The 13914-nt window shown below is 48.7% G+C and carries 22 protein-coding genes; 15 read left to right on the top strand and 7 right to left on the bottom strand.

Annotation, left to right across the window (positions count from 1 at the left end; genetic code table 11):
• Nucleotides 1-399: 399 nt before the first annotated feature.
• From BN1044_RS05385 to ruvX, 6 genes are all read left to right on the top strand, one after another.
• On the top strand, nt 400-933 hold the full coding sequence (locus tag BN1044_RS05385) for a SprT family zinc-dependent metalloprotease (RefSeq protein WP_072307849.1): 534 nt from the start codon (nt 400-402) through the stop codon (nt 931-933).
• Between the two features lie 129 nt (nt 934-1062).
• Nucleotides 1063-1773, top strand: a complete 711-nt coding sequence (gene endA / locus BN1044_RS05380) for a deoxyribonuclease I (RefSeq protein ID WP_072307848.1) — start codon at nt 1063-1065, stop codon at nt 1771-1773.
• A gap of 108 nt (nt 1774-1881) precedes the next feature.
• Nucleotides 1882-2613: a 16S rRNA (uracil(1498)-N(3))-methyltransferase gene (gene rsmE / locus BN1044_RS05375; protein WP_072307847.1), complete on the top strand. Its 732-nt coding sequence runs from the start codon at nt 1882-1884 to the stop codon at nt 2611-2613.
• 9 nt (nt 2614-2622) lie between these two features.
• Nucleotides 2623-3576: a glutathione synthase gene (gshB, locus tag BN1044_RS05370; protein WP_072307846.1), complete on the top strand. Its 954-nt coding sequence runs from the start codon at nt 2623-2625 to the stop codon at nt 3574-3576.
• 206 nt (nt 3577-3782) lie between these two features.
• Nucleotides 3783-4346 (top strand): YqgE/AlgH family protein, encoded by a 564-nt coding sequence (locus tag BN1044_RS05365; RefSeq protein WP_072307845.1) that lies wholly within the window; start codon nt 3783-3785, stop codon nt 4344-4346.
• Nucleotides 4346-4768: a Holliday junction resolvase RuvX gene (ruvX, locus tag BN1044_RS05360; RefSeq protein ID WP_072307844.1), complete on the top strand. Its 423-nt coding sequence runs from the start codon at nt 4346-4348 to the stop codon at nt 4766-4768. The genes BN1044_RS05365 and ruvX overlap by 1 nt, the downstream gene beginning before the upstream one ends.
• A 5-nt stretch (nt 4769-4773) precedes the next feature.
• On the opposite strand, the gene BN1044_RS05355 is transcribed toward ruvX, so the two are convergent.
• The 3 genes from BN1044_RS05355 to BN1044_RS05345 all read right to left on the bottom strand — a co-directional run bounded on the left by BN1044_RS05355 (nt 4774) and on the right by BN1044_RS05345 (nt 6353).
• A complete protein-coding gene (locus BN1044_RS05355; protein ID WP_072307843.1) occupies nt 4774-5028 on the bottom strand; it encodes a Txe/YoeB family addiction module toxin in 255 nt (84 codons plus the stop codon).
• Nucleotides 5021-5272: a type II toxin-antitoxin system Phd/YefM family antitoxin gene (locus tag BN1044_RS05350; protein ID WP_072307842.1), complete on the bottom strand. Its 252-nt coding sequence runs from the start codon at nt 5270-5272 to the stop codon at nt 5021-5023. The genes BN1044_RS05355 and BN1044_RS05350 overlap by 8 nt, the downstream gene beginning before the upstream one ends.
• A gap of 64 nt (nt 5273-5336) precedes the next feature.
• Nucleotides 5337-6353 (bottom strand): type IV pilus twitching motility protein PilT, encoded by a 1017-nt coding sequence (locus BN1044_RS05345; RefSeq protein ID WP_072307841.1) that lies wholly within the window; start codon nt 6351-6353, stop codon nt 5337-5339.
• 22 nt (nt 6354-6375) lie between these two features.
• On the opposite strand from BN1044_RS05345, the gene BN1044_RS05340 reads away from it, so the two are divergent.
• The 5 genes from BN1044_RS05340 (at nt 6376) to hemW (ending at nt 9795) form a co-directional block, all read left to right on the top strand.
• A complete protein-coding gene (locus BN1044_RS05340) occupies nt 6376-7089 on the top strand; it encodes a YggS family pyridoxal phosphate-dependent enzyme (protein WP_072307840.1) in 714 nt (237 codons plus the stop codon).
• Nucleotides 7090-7162: 73 nt separating this feature from the next.
• Nucleotides 7163-7717 (top strand): YggT family protein, encoded by a 555-nt coding sequence (locus BN1044_RS05335; RefSeq protein ID WP_072307839.1) that lies wholly within the window; start codon nt 7163-7165, stop codon nt 7715-7717.
• Between the two features lie 5 nt (nt 7718-7722).
• A complete protein-coding gene (gene yggU, locus BN1044_RS05330) occupies nt 7723-8025 on the top strand; it encodes a DUF167 family protein YggU (RefSeq protein ID WP_072307838.1) in 303 nt (100 codons plus the stop codon).
• Between the two features lie 53 nt (nt 8026-8078).
• Nucleotides 8079-8672, top strand: coding sequence for an RdgB/HAM1 family non-canonical purine NTP pyrophosphatase (gene rdgB / locus BN1044_RS05325; RefSeq protein WP_072307837.1), 594 nt, complete (start codon nt 8079-8081; stop codon nt 8670-8672).
• The gene (gene hemW / locus BN1044_RS05320) at nt 8665-9795 is read left to right on the top strand and encodes a radical SAM family heme chaperone HemW (RefSeq protein ID WP_072307836.1); all 1131 of its coding nucleotides are present in this window, start codon (nt 8665-8667) and stop codon (nt 9793-9795) included. The genes rdgB and hemW overlap by 8 nt, the downstream gene beginning before the upstream one ends.
• 65 nt (nt 9796-9860) lie before the next feature.
• On the opposite strand, the gene epmB is transcribed toward hemW, so the two are convergent.
• Nucleotides 9861-10895 carry an EF-P beta-lysylation protein EpmB gene (epmB, locus tag BN1044_RS05315; protein ID WP_072307835.1) on the bottom strand — a complete coding sequence of 345 codons (1035 nt, stop codon included), beginning with the start codon at nt 10893-10895 and terminating at the stop codon, nt 9861-9863.
• Between the two features lie 44 nt (nt 10896-10939).
• Here epmB and efp point away from each other — a divergent pair, with 44 nt between their 5' ends.
• The 4 genes from efp (at nt 10940) to sugE (ending at nt 12450) form a co-directional block, all read left to right on the top strand.
• Nucleotides 10940-11506 (top strand): elongation factor P, encoded by a 567-nt coding sequence (gene efp, locus BN1044_RS05310; RefSeq protein WP_025798719.1) that lies wholly within the window; start codon nt 10940-10942, stop codon nt 11504-11506.
• 119 nt (nt 11507-11625) lie between these two features.
• Entirely contained in the window at nt 11626-11727 is a 102-nt protein-coding gene (locus tag BN1044_RS05305) for an entericidin A/B family lipoprotein (protein ID WP_372338158.1), read from the top strand.
• A gap of 95 nt (nt 11728-11822) precedes the next feature.
• Complete coding sequence (locus BN1044_RS05300) at nt 11823-11954, top strand: entericidin A/B family lipoprotein (protein ID WP_008814834.1); 132 nt, start codon at nt 11823-11825, stop codon at nt 11952-11954.
• A gap of 178 nt (nt 11955-12132) precedes the next feature.
• Nucleotides 12133-12450, top strand: coding sequence for a quaternary ammonium compound efflux SMR transporter SugE (gene sugE, locus BN1044_RS05295; RefSeq protein ID WP_025798724.1), 318 nt, complete (start codon nt 12133-12135; stop codon nt 12448-12450).
• A gap of 30 nt (nt 12451-12480) precedes the next feature.
• On the opposite strand, the gene blc is transcribed toward sugE, so the two are convergent.
• The 3 genes from blc to frdC all read right to left on the bottom strand — a co-directional run bounded on the left by blc (nt 12481) and on the right by frdC (nt 13911).
• On the bottom strand, nt 12481-13029 hold the full coding sequence (gene blc, locus BN1044_RS05290; RefSeq protein ID WP_072307834.1) for an outer membrane lipoprotein Blc: 549 nt from the start codon (nt 13027-13029) through the stop codon (nt 12481-12483).
• A gap of 109 nt (nt 13030-13138) precedes the next feature.
• Nucleotides 13139-13495: a fumarate reductase subunit FrdD gene (gene frdD, locus BN1044_RS05285; RefSeq protein ID WP_072307833.1), complete on the bottom strand. Its 357-nt coding sequence runs from the start codon at nt 13493-13495 to the stop codon at nt 13139-13141.
• A 17-nt stretch (nt 13496-13512) separates the two neighbouring features.
• Nucleotides 13513-13911: a fumarate reductase subunit FrdC gene (gene frdC / locus BN1044_RS05280; RefSeq protein ID WP_040046331.1), complete on the bottom strand. Its 399-nt coding sequence runs from the start codon at nt 13909-13911 to the stop codon at nt 13513-13515.
• Between the last annotated feature and the right edge of the window lie 3 nt (nt 13912-13914).

Below are 13914 nucleotides of genomic sequence, written 5' to 3'. Positions count from 1 at the left end.
AGGTAAGAATTCATATTTTGCAGCAGCACTAATCCTTATGGTGGCTTATTTTTTATTAAACAAATTCAATGTGATATATGCCAGTAGCATAAGTGTGGAATAATTCAATATGACCTATGATACATAAATAGTGTTATCTATCAGTAAGGTGCAAATTATTTTTGTGTCAATGAAAATGATTAATTTATGAAAAACAATAAACTAACTGATGAATGTTAATTTATATAAATTCGTAAATTAGCCTTATCAATTAAGCTGGTTTAATCTAACCCAAGATTTGAAAATAAATTAAATGGTAATTATTTATTAATATCATTAGGAATATTGTTATAAATAATAAATTCTGCCCGGTTTTTAATTGCAGTTGCGAGCGGCTCTTTCTCTGATTATCCTATCGGCATGACACAACGTTCCCCTATCTCCCGACGAATTCCTATTGCTCAGCAACAGGCCGTTATGCAGTGCTTACGTCATGCGTTGGCGCAGGCTAATGCACAGCTAAAAACACAATACCCTGAGCCCAAAATCAGCTATCAACAGCGCGGTACCACGGCGGGAACCGCGTGGCTGCAAGATTGGGAGATCCGCCTAAACCCCGTTTTGTTACTCGAGAACGGACAGGAATTCATTGATGAAGTTGTGCCACATGAACTGGCGCATCTCTTGGTCTATAAGCAGTTTGGCAAAGTGGCCCCTCATGGCCGTGAATGGCAGTGGATGATGGGGCATGTGCTTGGTATTGAACCGCGTCGGACACATAAATTTGGCGTTGAGACGGTGAGTGGAAAAACGTATCCCTACCGCTGTGGTTGCCAACTTCATCAGTTGACCGTGCGCCGTCACAATAAAGTAATGCGGAAAGAATCGGAATATCGCTGCCGTCAGTGCGGGCAAGTATTAAGCTTCAGTCCTGGCTCGATTTCTGAGCATTAAAAATTTCCCAAAATGTTTAATAAGCACTCAAATCCTCATTTATTAACAATTTAATTCCATCAATGTTTGCGTGGCTAAGGCGGATTGTCTACCCTGCGGCCTTTTCCATATCAATGTTGTTTTTGGAATATGCTTCGCAAAATTTCATACGCGCTGACGTTTTCAGCACTTCTGGCTTATCCACTTTTGGGACAGGCGCAAAAAATCAATAATTTCACTCAGGCCAAAGCGGCTGCGGTTAAAGTGAATCAGGATGCTCCTGGCTCGTTCTACTGCGGCTGCCAAATTGAGTGGCAAGGAAAAAAGGGCACCCCCGATCTGGAAAGTTGCGGGTATCAGGCGCGTAAAAATCAGAATCGCGCCTCACGTATTGAGTGGGAACACGTGATGCCTGCGTGGCAGTTTGGCCATCAAATGCAGTGCTGGCAGGATGGTGGGCGTAAAAACTGTGCCAAAATACCGCAATACGTAAAGATCGAAACCGATCTGCATAACTTGCAGCCTGCTGTGGGAGAGGTGAACGGCGATCGTAATAATTTCATGTATAGCCAATGGCGCGGTGGCGAAGGGCAGTATGGGCAATGCCCGATGAAAGTTGATTTCAAAAACAAACAGGCAGAACCCCCCGCACGCGCCCGTGGGGCTATTGCCAGAACCTATTTCTATATGCGCGATCGGTACAGCATTCGTTTGTCTAAACAACAAACCCAGCTGTTTGACGTCTGGAATCGCCAATATCCTGTCACCGAGTGGGAGTGCACGCGCGATCGGCGAATTGCCAACATGCAGGGCAATCATAATCCTTATGTTCAGCAGGCCTGTGAGGCTTCCAAAGGCTGAGCGTTAGGCGTTTGTCGGTTCCCACTCCAGCCTTTATAATCCCACCTATATTTTTAACAGCGCCGCATCGTGGCGCTTATTTCATCATTCATAAGGATGATCTACTTCATGCGTATTCCTCGTATTTATCACCCTGAACGCCTTGATGCGCCTTGCGAAATTGATCTTAGCGAAGATGCTGCGAATCATGTGGGACGAGTTCTGCGCATGAGCGAAGGGCATGAGATTCAATTATTTGATGGTAGTAACCAGATTTTCACCGCGCATATTATTTCGGCCAGCAAGAAGAATGTTCGGGTGAGCGTACAGGCTGGTGTGATAGACGACCGTGAGTCGCCGCTGCATTTGCATTTGGGGCAGGTGATTTCACGTGGTGAAAAGATGGAATTCACCATTCAAAAATCCATTGAGTTAGGTGCCAGTATTATTACTCCGCTAATTTCTGAGCGCTGCGGCGTTAAGTTGGACGCCGAGCGTATGGCTAAAAAACTGGGGCAGTGGCAAAAAATTGCGATTGCTGCCTGCGAGCAGTGTGGGCGGAATGTGATCCCTGAAGTTCGTCCAACGATGCTGTTAGAGCAGTGGTGCGCTGAAGAGGATGATTCCTTGAAGCTGAATTTGCATCCGCGTGCTAATGCGAGTATCAACACATTACCGCTGCCCGTTGAACGCGTACGTTTGCTGATTGGCCCAGAAGGTGGATTATCTGCCGATGAAATTGCCATGACCGCAGGCTACCAATTTACTGATATTCTGTTAGGACCTCGTGTATTACGCACAGAGACCACCGCGCTGACAGCCATAACCGCACTTCAGGTTCGCTTTGGCGATTTAGGCTAGGAGAAAAGAATGATTAAGCTTGGCATAGTGATGGACCCGATTTCTTCCATCAACATCAAAAAAGACACCAGCTTTGCGATGCTGCTAGAAGCACAGCGCCGTGGCTACGAACTGCACTACATGGAAATGAACGATCTTTACATGTACGTGGGGGAAGGGCGTGCGCGTACTCAATTGCTGAGTGTGAAAGAAGATAAAGCGGGTTGGTATGAGTTCCACGGCGAACAGGATATTGCGCTGTCCGATCTCGATGTTATTTTGATGCGTAAAGATCCTCCGTTTGATACCGAGTTTATTTATGCCACTTATATCCTTGAGCGTGCAGAAGATAAAGGCACCCTGATCGTCAACAAGCCGCAGAGCCTGCGCGACTGTAACGAAAAGCTGTTTACCGCATGGTTTGCCGATTTAACGCCAGATACTTTGGTCACGCGCAAAGCGGAACACATTCGTGAATTCTATGCCAAGCACGGTGACATTATCTTGAAACCGCTCGACGGCATGGGCGGTGCATCGATTTTCCGCGTAAAAGCGGAAGATCCAAATCTGTCGGTAATCATTGAAACGCTGACCGAGCACAGCAGCCGTTTCTGTATGGCACAGAACTTTCTCCCTGCGATCAAAGACGGTGACAAACGCGTGCTGGTTGTGGACGGTGAGCCGGTTCCTTACTGCTTGGCGCGTATTCCAAAAAGCGGCGAAACCCGTGGCAACTTGGCTGCGGGTGGACGTGGCGAAGCGCGCCCATTGACAGAAAGTGACTGGGCGATTGCGCGCAAAGTAGCGCCGGTACTGAAAGAGAAAGGCCTCATCTTTGTTGGCCTGGATATTATCGGCGATCGCCTGACCGAAATTAACGTCACTAGCCCTACCTGTGCGCGTGAGATTGAAGCCGCATTCCCTGATGTGTCCGTGACTGGCATGCTGATGGATGCGATTGAAGAGCGCATCGGTAAGAAGTAATTTTTGCCCTCTACCTGCTTGCTCGATATATGTTTGATCATGCTTGCAGGTAGGGGTTATCTCCCGTGACATCCAGCCAAAAAATTCGCATACTGAAATTTCAGGATGAAATCACTATGCCCCTGTACCTCAAAGGTCGGCGGGTATATTCACTGAATACTCTTCAGTGAACACATAAACAAATACAGCGAGTTGAAGCCACGACGATGAATTTAGCGCATCATTTTCTTATAGCTATGCCTTCTATGCAGGACAGCCGATTCAAACGTTCCGTTATCTATGTGTGTGAGCACAATAAAGACGGCGCGATGGGTTTAGTCATCAATAAACCACTGGAACAGCTCACTCTGGGATCCCTATTGGAAAAGCTAAAAATCACGCCAGAGCCAAGAGACGAGAAAATTCGGCTGGATAAACCGGTCATGTACGGCGGCCCGTTGGCTGAAGATCGTGGTTTTGTGCTACATACACCACAGCCAAATTTCGGCTCCAGCGTCGCCATTTCCGCTGAATGCATGATGACAACCTCTCGCGATGTGCTGGAAACGCTGGGGACTCAAGAGCAACCAAAAGATGTTTTGGTCTCATTAGGTTATTGCAGCTGGGAGGCGGGGCAGTTGGAACAAGAACTGCTGGATAATGCGTGGCTAACCGTTGAAGCCGATGCTCACATCCTATTCCATACGCCAATTTCAGAACGCTGGGTCAGCGCAGCAAAAAAACTGGGCGTCGATATTCGCAATATGGCCACTTCAGCAGGACACGCGTGATGGGTAACAGAACAATTATCGCTTTCGATTTTGGTACCAAAAGTATCGGTGCTGCGATTGGACAAGAGATTACAGGTACAGCGCGGCCACTGGCTTCGTTTAAGGCGAATGAAGGTTCGCCTGACTGGACAAAAATTGAGAAAATTTTAAAGGAGTGGCAGCCAGATCTCGTGGTGGTTGGGCTACCTCTTAATATGGACGGTACTGAACAACTGGTCACCGCTCAGGCACGAAAATTTGCTAATCGCATTCACGGTCGTTTTGGTGTGCAAATTGCCCTACACGATGAACGCTTAAGCACTGTTGAAGCGCGATCGCATCTTTTTGCCGGTGGCGGCTATCGGGCGTTGGATAAAGGCAGTGTCGACGCAGCCTCTGCGGTGATTATCCTTGAAAGCTGGTTTGATCAGCAGGCGGGATGAGCTGATTAATAATGGTAGCGACAGGACAGGATGATCATCCTGTCCTGTTCTACCCGATAAATGAGCCGGTGTTCTTCATTAATTCTGCGTGACCAATAACCCGATAGATGATGTTTTAAAGGCTCTGGTTTACCAATGCCTGTGAACGGGCTCCTTTCAATTTCTTTAATCAATTCATTGATACGTTTAATAAAATGTTTGTCATTTTCCTGCCAGAAAACATAATCAGCCCAAGACTCATCCGTGAAGAATTTATTCATCCAGCACCTTCTTTTCTAGAGCCTTGGCGCTAGCTTGTGCCAATGATTTAAGCAGGTGTTCAGCATTCGCGGGTGAGCGCATTAAATAAGCGGTTTCCATGAGGCTGGAATACTCTTTGCTAGACATCAAAACGCAGTCTTCACCATTTTGACGGGTGATCAGTATGGGCGTGCAGTCCTGAATAGTTTGATCCATGACTGAGGCTAAAGTGGCTCGAGCCGCTGAGTAGGTGATATTGCGCATAAAAATCTCCTGACCGGAAAGTGGCAATGTACAACTATATTGTACATTGTCCTTAGTGAGCAGGTTAGTGGTCATGGTCATTTTTTATCCTTTCCAGTATTCCCTGTGCGTTTAAGCGAGCCATGTCCTGCTCAAAACTTAACATTCCTTGTCTCTGTCCCGTTTGTAGGACGGTGGCGATCTGGTGCGCTTTATCTTCACGGATTAAGTTACTGACGGCAGGGGTATTGAGCAGAAATTCAAACGCTGCAACTCTTCCCCCGTCATGCTTGGGCAAAAGCTGCTGTGCCAGCACCGCTTGCAGGCTGCCTGCAATTTGGGTGCGTACAAAATTTTTCTCTTCGGCAGGAAAAACATCAATCAGCCGTTCTACCGCCTGTGCGGCACCTCGCGTGTGCAGCGTCGCTAATACCAAATGCCCAGTTTCTGCTGCCGTGAGGGCTAGACGAATGGATTCTGCATCGCGTAATTCACCCAGCAATATGACATCGGGATCCTCTCGCAACGCGGCGCGTAGCGCTTGGTTGAAGCTCGGAACATGAGAGCCGATTTCACGCTGCTGGATCAGCGATTGCTGCGAGATATGAATAAACTCCAAGGGGTCTTCAAGCGTAATAATGTGCCATGGGTGATGGTGGTTTATATGGTTAAGCATAGCGGCAAGCGTTGTGGATTTGCCGCTGCCGGTCGCACCGCAAACCAAGATGAGCCCAGAACCAGCCTCAAGAAGATTAGGCAGCGCCGTTGGTGTCGATAAATCATGCAGCGTCGGTATCGTATTTGGGATAATGCGTAGAGCCAACGAAGGGCCATGTAATTGCTGGAAAGCATTGACTCTGAGCCGGACGCCCCCATGTAGATTTAAGGCGAAATCTACCTGATGTTGCTGTCGCCATAAAGTATCGGCCTCGGTGGGCAGATGCATCGCGAGCCAAGAGTCAATCTGGCGGGACGTAAGTGGCTCTGCTTCAACCGTCTGCAGCGCACCGTCGATACGAAGAACGGGTGGATATCCAGCGCAAAGATGCAGATCTGATGCGTTTTGCTTTACACTACGGGCCAATAAATCACAAAAATCCATTTAACCTCCTGAGCCAAAAATTATGAATAGCACTATCCAACAAAATTTAGAGGCCGTCAGGAGCCGTATCAGCGCTGCGGCTCAGGATTGCGGCAGGTCTCCAGAAGAAGTTACGTTACTTGCAGTCAGTAAAACTAAGCCTGTGAGCGCCATCGAAGAAGCGATGGCCGCTGGGCAAAGAGTCTTTGGTGAAAACTACGTGCAGGAAGGGGTGAGCAAAATCCAGCATTTTGCACAGACACCTCACGGTGCGGAGTTGGAGTGGCACTTCATTGGCCCACTGCAATCAAATAAAAGTCGCTTAGTTGCGGAGCATTTTGATTGGATCCATACCATCGATCGTGTGAAAATTGCTCAGCGTCTAAGCGAGCAGCGCCCAGCGGAATGCGCGCCGTTGAATGTGCTGATCCAAATTAATATCAGTGACGAAAGTAGCAAATCAGGTATTGAGCTGAGCGAACTTGATGCGCTAGCTGCGCAGGTTGCTGAAATGCCAAATCTTCGTCTACGTGGTTTGATGGCCATTCCTGCACCAGAAGAAGATCCTGCGAAGCAAAAAGCGGTGTTTGAACAGATGAAACAGGCATTTTTGGCTGTTAAAACGCAGTACCCGCATATCGATACCCTATCGATGGGGATGACCCACGATATGGCGGCTGCGATTACCGCTGGTAGTACGCTTGTTCGTATTGGTACCGCTATTTTTGGCGCCCGTGATTACGGTACAACTTCATAATAATTATCAGTTAATAGGCTGATTATTTTAATTTTCTTACTTACCTTACCATTTAACGGATAAAGGGTTTTTCATGCTAACACTGACTTTCTTGGTCAAAACTGTCATTGACCTTTACGTCATGATTTTATTGCTGCGGATCTGGATGCAATGGGCACGCACTGATTTTTATAATCCGCTGTCGCAGTTTATTGTGAAGGTGACTCAGCCAATTGTAGGGCCGCTGCGTCGCGTAATTCCTTCACTGGGGCCGATTGATTCGTCTTCGCTGCTGGTGGCATTTTTGCTGATGACGATTAAATATCCGTTGTTGCTGCTGATCCAAAGCGGAGAGATCTCACTAAGCCCGTACAACCTGCTATTTGGTCTGATTTCCGTTATTAAATCCGCGGGCTATCTGGTGTTCTGGGTGATTATTATCCGTTCTATCATGAGCTGGATCAGCCAAGGCCGCAGTCCAATGGATTATGTTTTGATGCAGCTGACCGAGCCGTTGATGTCGCCGATACGTCGTTTTATTCCTGCGATGGGCGGTTTAGATTTTTCAGCCATGGTTGTGATCTTGGTGCTGTACATGCTGAATTACCTCGGCATGGATCTGTTGGGGCAACTCTGGTTCTTGCTGTGAGTGGAATGAGTACAGACGCAGTAAAGTTCGAGAATGATGCGTTGGTTTTACGCCTTTATATTCAGCCTAAAGCCAGCCGCGACCAGATTGTTGGGCTACATGGTGAAGAACTTAAAGTCGCCATTACCGCACCGCCGGTGGATGGTCAGGCTAATGCCCATCTGCAAAAATTTATCGCCAAACAGTTTCGGGTCGCTAAAAGTCAGGTCGTTATTGAGAAAGGTGAGTTGGGCCGGCATAAGCAGGTTCGCATTAACCAGCCCCAAAAAATTCCTGATGTGATCTCTGCACTGTGCTCCCCTGAATAATTGTTTTTCTACCGGCAGGCGTTAGCCTGCCGGTGCTATATATAGGATTTATCATGCAAAAAGTGGTACTAGCGACGGGAAATATAGGCAAAGTGCGTGAGTTGGCAAGTTTGCTGGCAGACTTTGGTTTAGACGTTGTGGCGCAAACTGAATTGGGCGTGGAGTCTGCTGAAGAAACGGGCCTGACTTTTATTGAGAACGCGATTCTAAAAGCTCGCCACGCTGCGCAGATCACGGGGTTGCCTGCCATTGCTGACGATTCCGGTTTAGCGGTGGACGCTTTGGGCGGAGCTCCAGGGATCTATTCCGCGCGTTATGCGGGTGAAGATGCTAGCGATCGCCAGAATCTCGAGAAACTGCTGGTGGCGCTTAAAGATGTTCCCGAAGGCCAACGTCAGGCGCGGTTCCACTGCGTATTAGTTTATTTGCGTCATGCTGAAGATCCTACGCCGCTGGTATGCCACGGTAGCTGGGCGGGCGAAATCAGTTTTGCGCCATCAGGCGACGGTGGCTTCGGCTACGACCCTATTTTCCATGTTCCTGAATTAGGTTGTTCTGCGGCGCAGCTCAGTAAAGAGCAGAAAATTGCGGTTTCGCATCGTGGTAAAGCATTGAAGCTGCTGCTGGAAGCAATGCACAATGCTTAAGTTGCCCCCGCTTAGCCTCTATATACATATCCCGTGGTGTGTGCAGAAATGCCCATACTGCGATTTTAACTCTCACGCTCAGAAAGGCGATATTCCTTCAACGGAATATGTCGACCATTTGTTGGCTGATTTAGATGCTGATGTGACGCTAACCTCAGGGCGCGAAATTGGCACTATCTTTATCGGTGGTGGAACGCCAAGCCTGCTGAGCGCTGAGGGTATGCAGCGGTTGATGGATGGCGTGCGTGCGCGTTTACCGGTTGCGGCCAATGCGGAAGTGACTATGGAGGCGAATCCCGGCACCGTTGAGGCCGATCGCTTCAGCGCCTACCAGAGAGCCGGCATCAATCGCATTTCGATTGGTGTGCAAAGCTTTAGCGCAGAGAAGTTAACGCGGTTAGGGCGCATTCACGGGCCTGAAGAGGCCAAACGCGCGGCACATCTGGCACAGAGTTTAGGACTACGCAGCTTTAATCTCGATTTGATGCATGGTTTACCAGACCAGTCATTGGAAGAGGCGCTTGATGATTTACGCCAGGCGATTGAACTGAATCCGCCGCATCTGTCGTGGTATCAACTCACGATTGAGCCAAACACGCTGTTTGGTTCGCGTCCGCCGAAATTACCGGATGACGACGCGCTATGGGACATTTTCCAGCGCGGTGATGAACTGCTACGCGCGGCAGGGTATCAGCAATACGAAACTTCGGCCTACGCCAAGCCGGGTTATCAGTGCCAGCATAATTTGAACTACTGGCGTTTTGGCGACTATCTCGGGATTGGCTGCGGAGCGCACGGCAAGGTGACGTTTGAAGACGGGCGTATTTTGCGCACGGCGAAAACACGTCATCCGCGCGGATATATGCAAGGACGCTACCTTGATAAACAGCATGAAGTAGAGAGCGACGATCGTCCGTTCGAATTCTTTATGAACCGCTTTAGATTGCTTGAGCCTACACCGCGTGCAGAATTTCAACTGTATACCGGACTGGGGGAAGAGGTGATTCGTGCTCAGCTTGATGAAGCACTGGCACAGAATTATATCGTAGAAACCGATGAGTACTGGCAGATTACCGAGCACGGCAAACTGTTTTTGAATTCGTTGCTAGAGCTGTTTTTGTAGCCGTTTTATCTCATTGCCCCCGCTAGCCCTCCTCTTTTTTGGGGAGGGCAAGGGTAGGTTTCAGATCAGCGCTGGCGTAAGCCTAAATCAATGGTCGTTTTGCTTGGCTCGCCGCCGATTTCACGGGTGAGTTTCGGCACCATATAGCCTGAGACTTTCGTCATCAGTTCACGCATGATCAGCCGTGCTTCATCATCTGACACCATAAAATGCGCCGCACCTTGTACTCGGTCGAGGACATGCAGGTAATAAGGCATAATCCCCGCGTCAAACAGCACATTACTCAGCTTAGCCAGCGTATCGGCGTTATCATTCACTCCGCGCAGCAAAACGCCCTGATTGAGAAGCGTGACGTTGGCGCGTTTGAGGCGTTTCATGGCATCACAAAGCTCTGGGTCAATTTCATTGGCATGGTTAATGTGAGTCACCAGTAGAATCTGCAAGCGTGACTGAGAAAAACGTTGGGTCAGCGCTTCGGTGATTCGAGCAGGGATCACTACCGGCAAGCGGCTATGGATGCGCAGCCGTTTAATATGCGGGATGGTTTCTATCTCGTCGAGCAACCAAGCCAACTCATGATCTTTCGCCATCAACGGATCGCCGCCGGAGAAAATGATTTCATCCAGTTCAGGCTGTTGGCGAATATACTCTAGGGCCTGGCGCCAGTTGGCTTTGTTTCCCTGATTATCCTGATAGGGAAAGTGACGGCGGAAGCAATAACGACAGTTAACCGCACAGCCACCTTTGACCAACAGCAACGCTCGGTTAATATATTTATGCAGCAGTCCTGGCACGGCGATGGCGTCGTTTTGTTCTTCCAGCGGGTCAGTCGAATAGCCCGGCGTGACGATAAATTCGTAGGCGGACGTCATGACCTGAAGGAGGAGCGGATCGTTCGGATCGCCCTTTTTCATGCGCCGAGCGAAGGCGTAAGGAACGCGCAGGGCGAAAAGACGCCGCGCATCGTGACCTTTTTGCCATTCAGGGCTGTCAGAAAGTGCTAAATATTCAAGCAATTCTGCCGGTTCAGTAATAACATCGGCAAGTTGTTGCAGCCAATCTTCTCTAGACTGCGTATTTTGAGTTACAATATGTGCCATTTTTTTGGCTAAGCTACCAGTTATAAATAATTCAGAGGGCCTTTATGGCGACTTATTCTAGCAACGATTTCCGTCCCGGTCTTAAAATCATGTTCGAGGGCGAGCCTTATGCAGTAGAAAGCAGCGAGTTCGTTAAACCAGGTAAAGGCCAAGCCTTTGCTCGCGTTAAAATGCGTCGCCTGCTGACCGGCACCCGTGTTGAAAAAACCTTTAAATCTACTGACTCCGCAGAAGGCGCGGACGTTGTCGACTTGAACCTGACTTACCTGTACAACGACGGTGAGTTCTATCATTTCATGAACAACGAAACCTTCGAGCAGCTGGCTGCCGATGAGAAAGCCATCGGCGATAACGCTAAATGGATGCTGGATCAGGCAGAGTGTATCGTAACTCTGTGGAACGGCCGTCCAATTCAGGTTACTCCTCCAAACTTCGTAGAGCTGGAAATCGTTGATACCGATCCAGGTCTGAAAGGTGATACCGCAGGTACCGGCGGTAAACCTGCAACCCTGAGCACTGGCGCAGTGGTTAAAGTTCCATTGTTCGTACAGATCGGCGAAGTGATCAAAGTTGACACCCGCTCTGGCGAATATGTTTCTCGCGTTAAGTAATTGCGAAGAAAGCTAATTTGTTTTAAAAAAGCCGCGTATAACGCGGTTTTTTTTTACCCAAATGGCTCGCATGAGGAACACGGATAAATATGATAAAGAAAATCGTTGTGTTGGCATTGATGGTGAGTGCGTTAGCGGCTTTGAGCGGTTGCAACACCGCCCGCGGATTTGGTGAGGACGTGCAGCATCTCGGTGGCGCGATTTCACGGGTTGCGAGCTAATTAATTAAGCGCGGTGATGTTTTTTCGCCTACTGCTGATTTCTTGTCTACGCTTAGAAGGCATTACTTTTAAAATCGCAGATAAGGAAGATAGCAATGATTAAGAAAAGCATCGCATTAGTATGTTCTCTGTTAGTTCTTGCCGCTCTGGCTGGCTGTAATACCACTCGTGGTGCGGGTGAAGATGTAGAGGCCGGTGGTCAGGCGATTCAGCGCGCCGCACAGTAGCTTTTATTAGTCATACGCAAGGGCGTTGTCTTGTTGCCTACGCCCTGATATTTCCTCTTCTTAACTTTTTCTCAAAATCATCGTATTCTAACCGCGCTTCACCATTCAAAAAACTGCGCAGGACGACCTGTGTACGTATCTTAATTCGGGGACGACCCCATCGTTGTGGATAAATCGCATGTCTTGGATCATTCTGATGGTCGCTGGTCTCTTGGAAGTTGTTTGGGCAATTGGCCTAAAATATACCCATGGTTTTTCTCGTTTAACGCCGAGCATTATTACTATTGCTGCCATGGTAGTGAGTATGGTGCTGCTGGCGCATGCGATGAAAACTTTACCGGCAGGCACCGCTTATGCCGTGTGGACGGGAATTGGCGCAGTAGGGGCGGCAATTATGGGGATTGTGCTGCTGGGGGAATCAGCGAGCTTGCCGAGAATTATCAGCTTGTGCCTGATCGTTATCGGGATACTGGGGTTGAAATTCAGTAGCCAATAATCTTAGCCTCGCTCGCGTTACAGCTCGCCTCTATCGAGGCGGGCTCATATCGATAGGTGATTGATTCACCCAAATTAAATCCTGAGTTTTAAATCCATAGCGCTGGGCGGTTGCCAGTAGCTTTTGCTTCACGCTGTCATCTAGGGTAGGCGTACGCGCCAGTATCCATAGATAGTTCTTATTAGGTCCGCAAATTAGCGCATAGCGATATTCGCTATCCAACTCAATCACGTTGTAACCGCCGTAAAATGGGCCGAAGAAAGAAACCTTGAGCGAAGCAATGTTCGGTGACTGAACGAAATAAGCCTTGCCGATACTCTCCTTCCATTGGTGTTTTTCAGCGTTAAATCCACGATTAACGACCTTTACACCGCCGTCTTCACGCATGCTGTAATGCGCCGTGACGTGATCTAATCCCTGTTCAAAAGGATGATTTAGCCGGGCAATTTCATACCAGTTGCCGAGATAGCGGGGCAATTGAAAGTCGCTGACGACGGTAACGTCAGGCGGTGGCTTAGTACTACAGCCAACGGAGAGCAGTGCTGTAAGAACAGCGGCAATGCGAGACCAAACAGGCATAACGGCTCCTTTTCAAATGGATACCGTTAAAGTGTAGACCCGATCGTGGAAATCTAACCAATAAAAAAGCCTCCCAAGAGGAGGCTTTCATAGTCAGCGAAATGGCTAATTACAGCGTGAATACGCCGATCAGCGCAACCACGCTTAGAATCGCTGCTAAACCGTAGAATACCCACTTACCCGCAGGTACGTGGATTTTCAGGTCATGCATCATGTGATGCATACGGTGCAGACCACACCACAGCGGCAGAATGATCATCAGCAGCCAGAAAATACGGCCAATGAAGCTCTGGCTGAAGCTCAGCGCACGTTCGAAAGTCAGTGCATCTGGGAACCAGCCCAGAGGCAGCATGATGCCAACGATCAGAATTACGACGGGCGCAATGATTGCCCCCCACATGCCGCCTGCACCAAATAGCCCCCAGAAAACCGGCTCGTCAGAACGTTTGTATACTTTATTATCCACAATGTTCTCCTTTACGGTTATAGCAGGGTAACGGCCAAAATGACCACAGTCGCAATGATGGTCACAACCCAAAGGGCTTTGATCACCGGACCAGGGCCCATTTTCGTGTCACCAACCACGATATTGGCCGCTTTTGGAGCAAGCTCAAACCAGGTTTTGGTATGAAGTGCAGCCAGAAGCAATGAGATGATGTTCAGGATCAGTACCAGTGGGTTCTGTAAGAAAGCGACAAAGCTTTCCCAGCCAGCAGCGCCGTCTTTCATGGAGAAAATTCCATAAATCAGCACGATGCTGAACCATACGTTGCCCAGAGCAGAGCTCTCACGCAGCATATAGAATTTGTAGAAACCGAGTTTCTGCCACCAGTTAGCCTGCATGCCACGCACATAAGGTTTGCGTTTAGTTGAAGTCGTCATTGA

Source organism: Hafnia alvei (assembly GCF_900095695.1).
Lineage (GTDB): Bacteria > Pseudomonadota > Gammaproteobacteria > Enterobacterales > Enterobacteriaceae > Hafnia > Hafnia alvei_B.
Note: the sequence above shows the minus strand (reverse complement) of the source record. Positions and strands in the feature narration are given on the sequence as shown.

Bases quoted from the DNA above. Each gene is read 5' to 3' on its own strand.
- BN1044_RS05385 (WP_072307849.1), top strand. From the start codon at position 400: ATGACACAACGTTCCCCTATCTCCCGACGAATTCCTATTGCTCAGCAA.
- endA (WP_072307848.1), top strand. From the start codon at position 1,063: ATGCTTCGCAAAATTTCATACGCGCTGACGTTTTCAGCACTTCTGGCT.
- rsmE (WP_072307847.1), top strand. From the start codon at position 1,882: ATGCGTATTCCTCGTATTTATCACCCTGAACGCCTTGATGCGCCTTGC.
- gshB (WP_072307846.1), top strand. From the start codon at position 2,623: ATGATTAAGCTTGGCATAGTGATGGACCCGATTTCTTCCATCAACATC.
- BN1044_RS05365 (WP_072307845.1), top strand. From the start codon at position 3,783: ATGAATTTAGCGCATCATTTTCTTATAGCTATGCCTTCTATGCAGGAC.
- ruvX (WP_072307844.1), top strand. From the start codon at position 4,346: ATGGGTAACAGAACAATTATCGCTTTCGATTTTGGTACCAAAAGTATC.
- BN1044_RS05355 (WP_072307843.1), bottom strand. From the start codon at position 5,028: ATGAATAAATTCTTCACGGATGAGTCTTGGGCTGATTATGTTTTCTGG.
- BN1044_RS05350 (WP_072307842.1), bottom strand. From the start codon at position 5,272: ATGCGCAATATCACCTACTCAGCGGCTCGAGCCACTTTAGCCTCAGTC.
- BN1044_RS05345 (WP_072307841.1), bottom strand. From the start codon at position 6,353: ATGGATTTTTGTGATTTATTGGCCCGTAGTGTAAAGCAAAACGCATCA.
- BN1044_RS05340 (WP_072307840.1), top strand. From the start codon at position 6,376: ATGAATAGCACTATCCAACAAAATTTAGAGGCCGTCAGGAGCCGTATC.
- BN1044_RS05335 (WP_072307839.1), top strand. From the start codon at position 7,163: ATGCTAACACTGACTTTCTTGGTCAAAACTGTCATTGACCTTTACGTC.
- yggU (WP_072307838.1), top strand. From the start codon at position 7,723: ATGAGTACAGACGCAGTAAAGTTCGAGAATGATGCGTTGGTTTTACGC.
- rdgB (WP_072307837.1), top strand. From the start codon at position 8,079: ATGCAAAAAGTGGTACTAGCGACGGGAAATATAGGCAAAGTGCGTGAG.
- hemW (WP_072307836.1), top strand. From the start codon at position 8,665: ATGCTTAAGTTGCCCCCGCTTAGCCTCTATATACATATCCCGTGGTGT.
- epmB (WP_072307835.1), bottom strand. From the start codon at position 10,895: ATGGCACATATTGTAACTCAAAATACGCAGTCTAGAGAAGATTGGCTG.
- efp (WP_025798719.1), top strand. From the start codon at position 10,940: ATGGCGACTTATTCTAGCAACGATTTCCGTCCCGGTCTTAAAATCATG.
- BN1044_RS05305 (WP_372338158.1), top strand. From the start codon at position 11,626: ATGGTGAGTGCGTTAGCGGCTTTGAGCGGTTGCAACACCGCCCGCGGA.
- BN1044_RS05300 (WP_008814834.1), top strand. From the start codon at position 11,823: ATGATTAAGAAAAGCATCGCATTAGTATGTTCTCTGTTAGTTCTTGCC.
- sugE (WP_025798724.1), top strand. From the start codon at position 12,133: ATGTCTTGGATCATTCTGATGGTCGCTGGTCTCTTGGAAGTTGTTTGG.
- blc (WP_072307834.1), bottom strand. From the start codon at position 13,029: ATGCCTGTTTGGTCTCGCATTGCCGCTGTTCTTACAGCACTGCTCTCC.
- frdC (WP_040046331.1), bottom strand. From the start codon at position 13,911: ATGACGACTTCAACTAAACGCAAACCTTATGTGCGTGGCATGCAGGCT.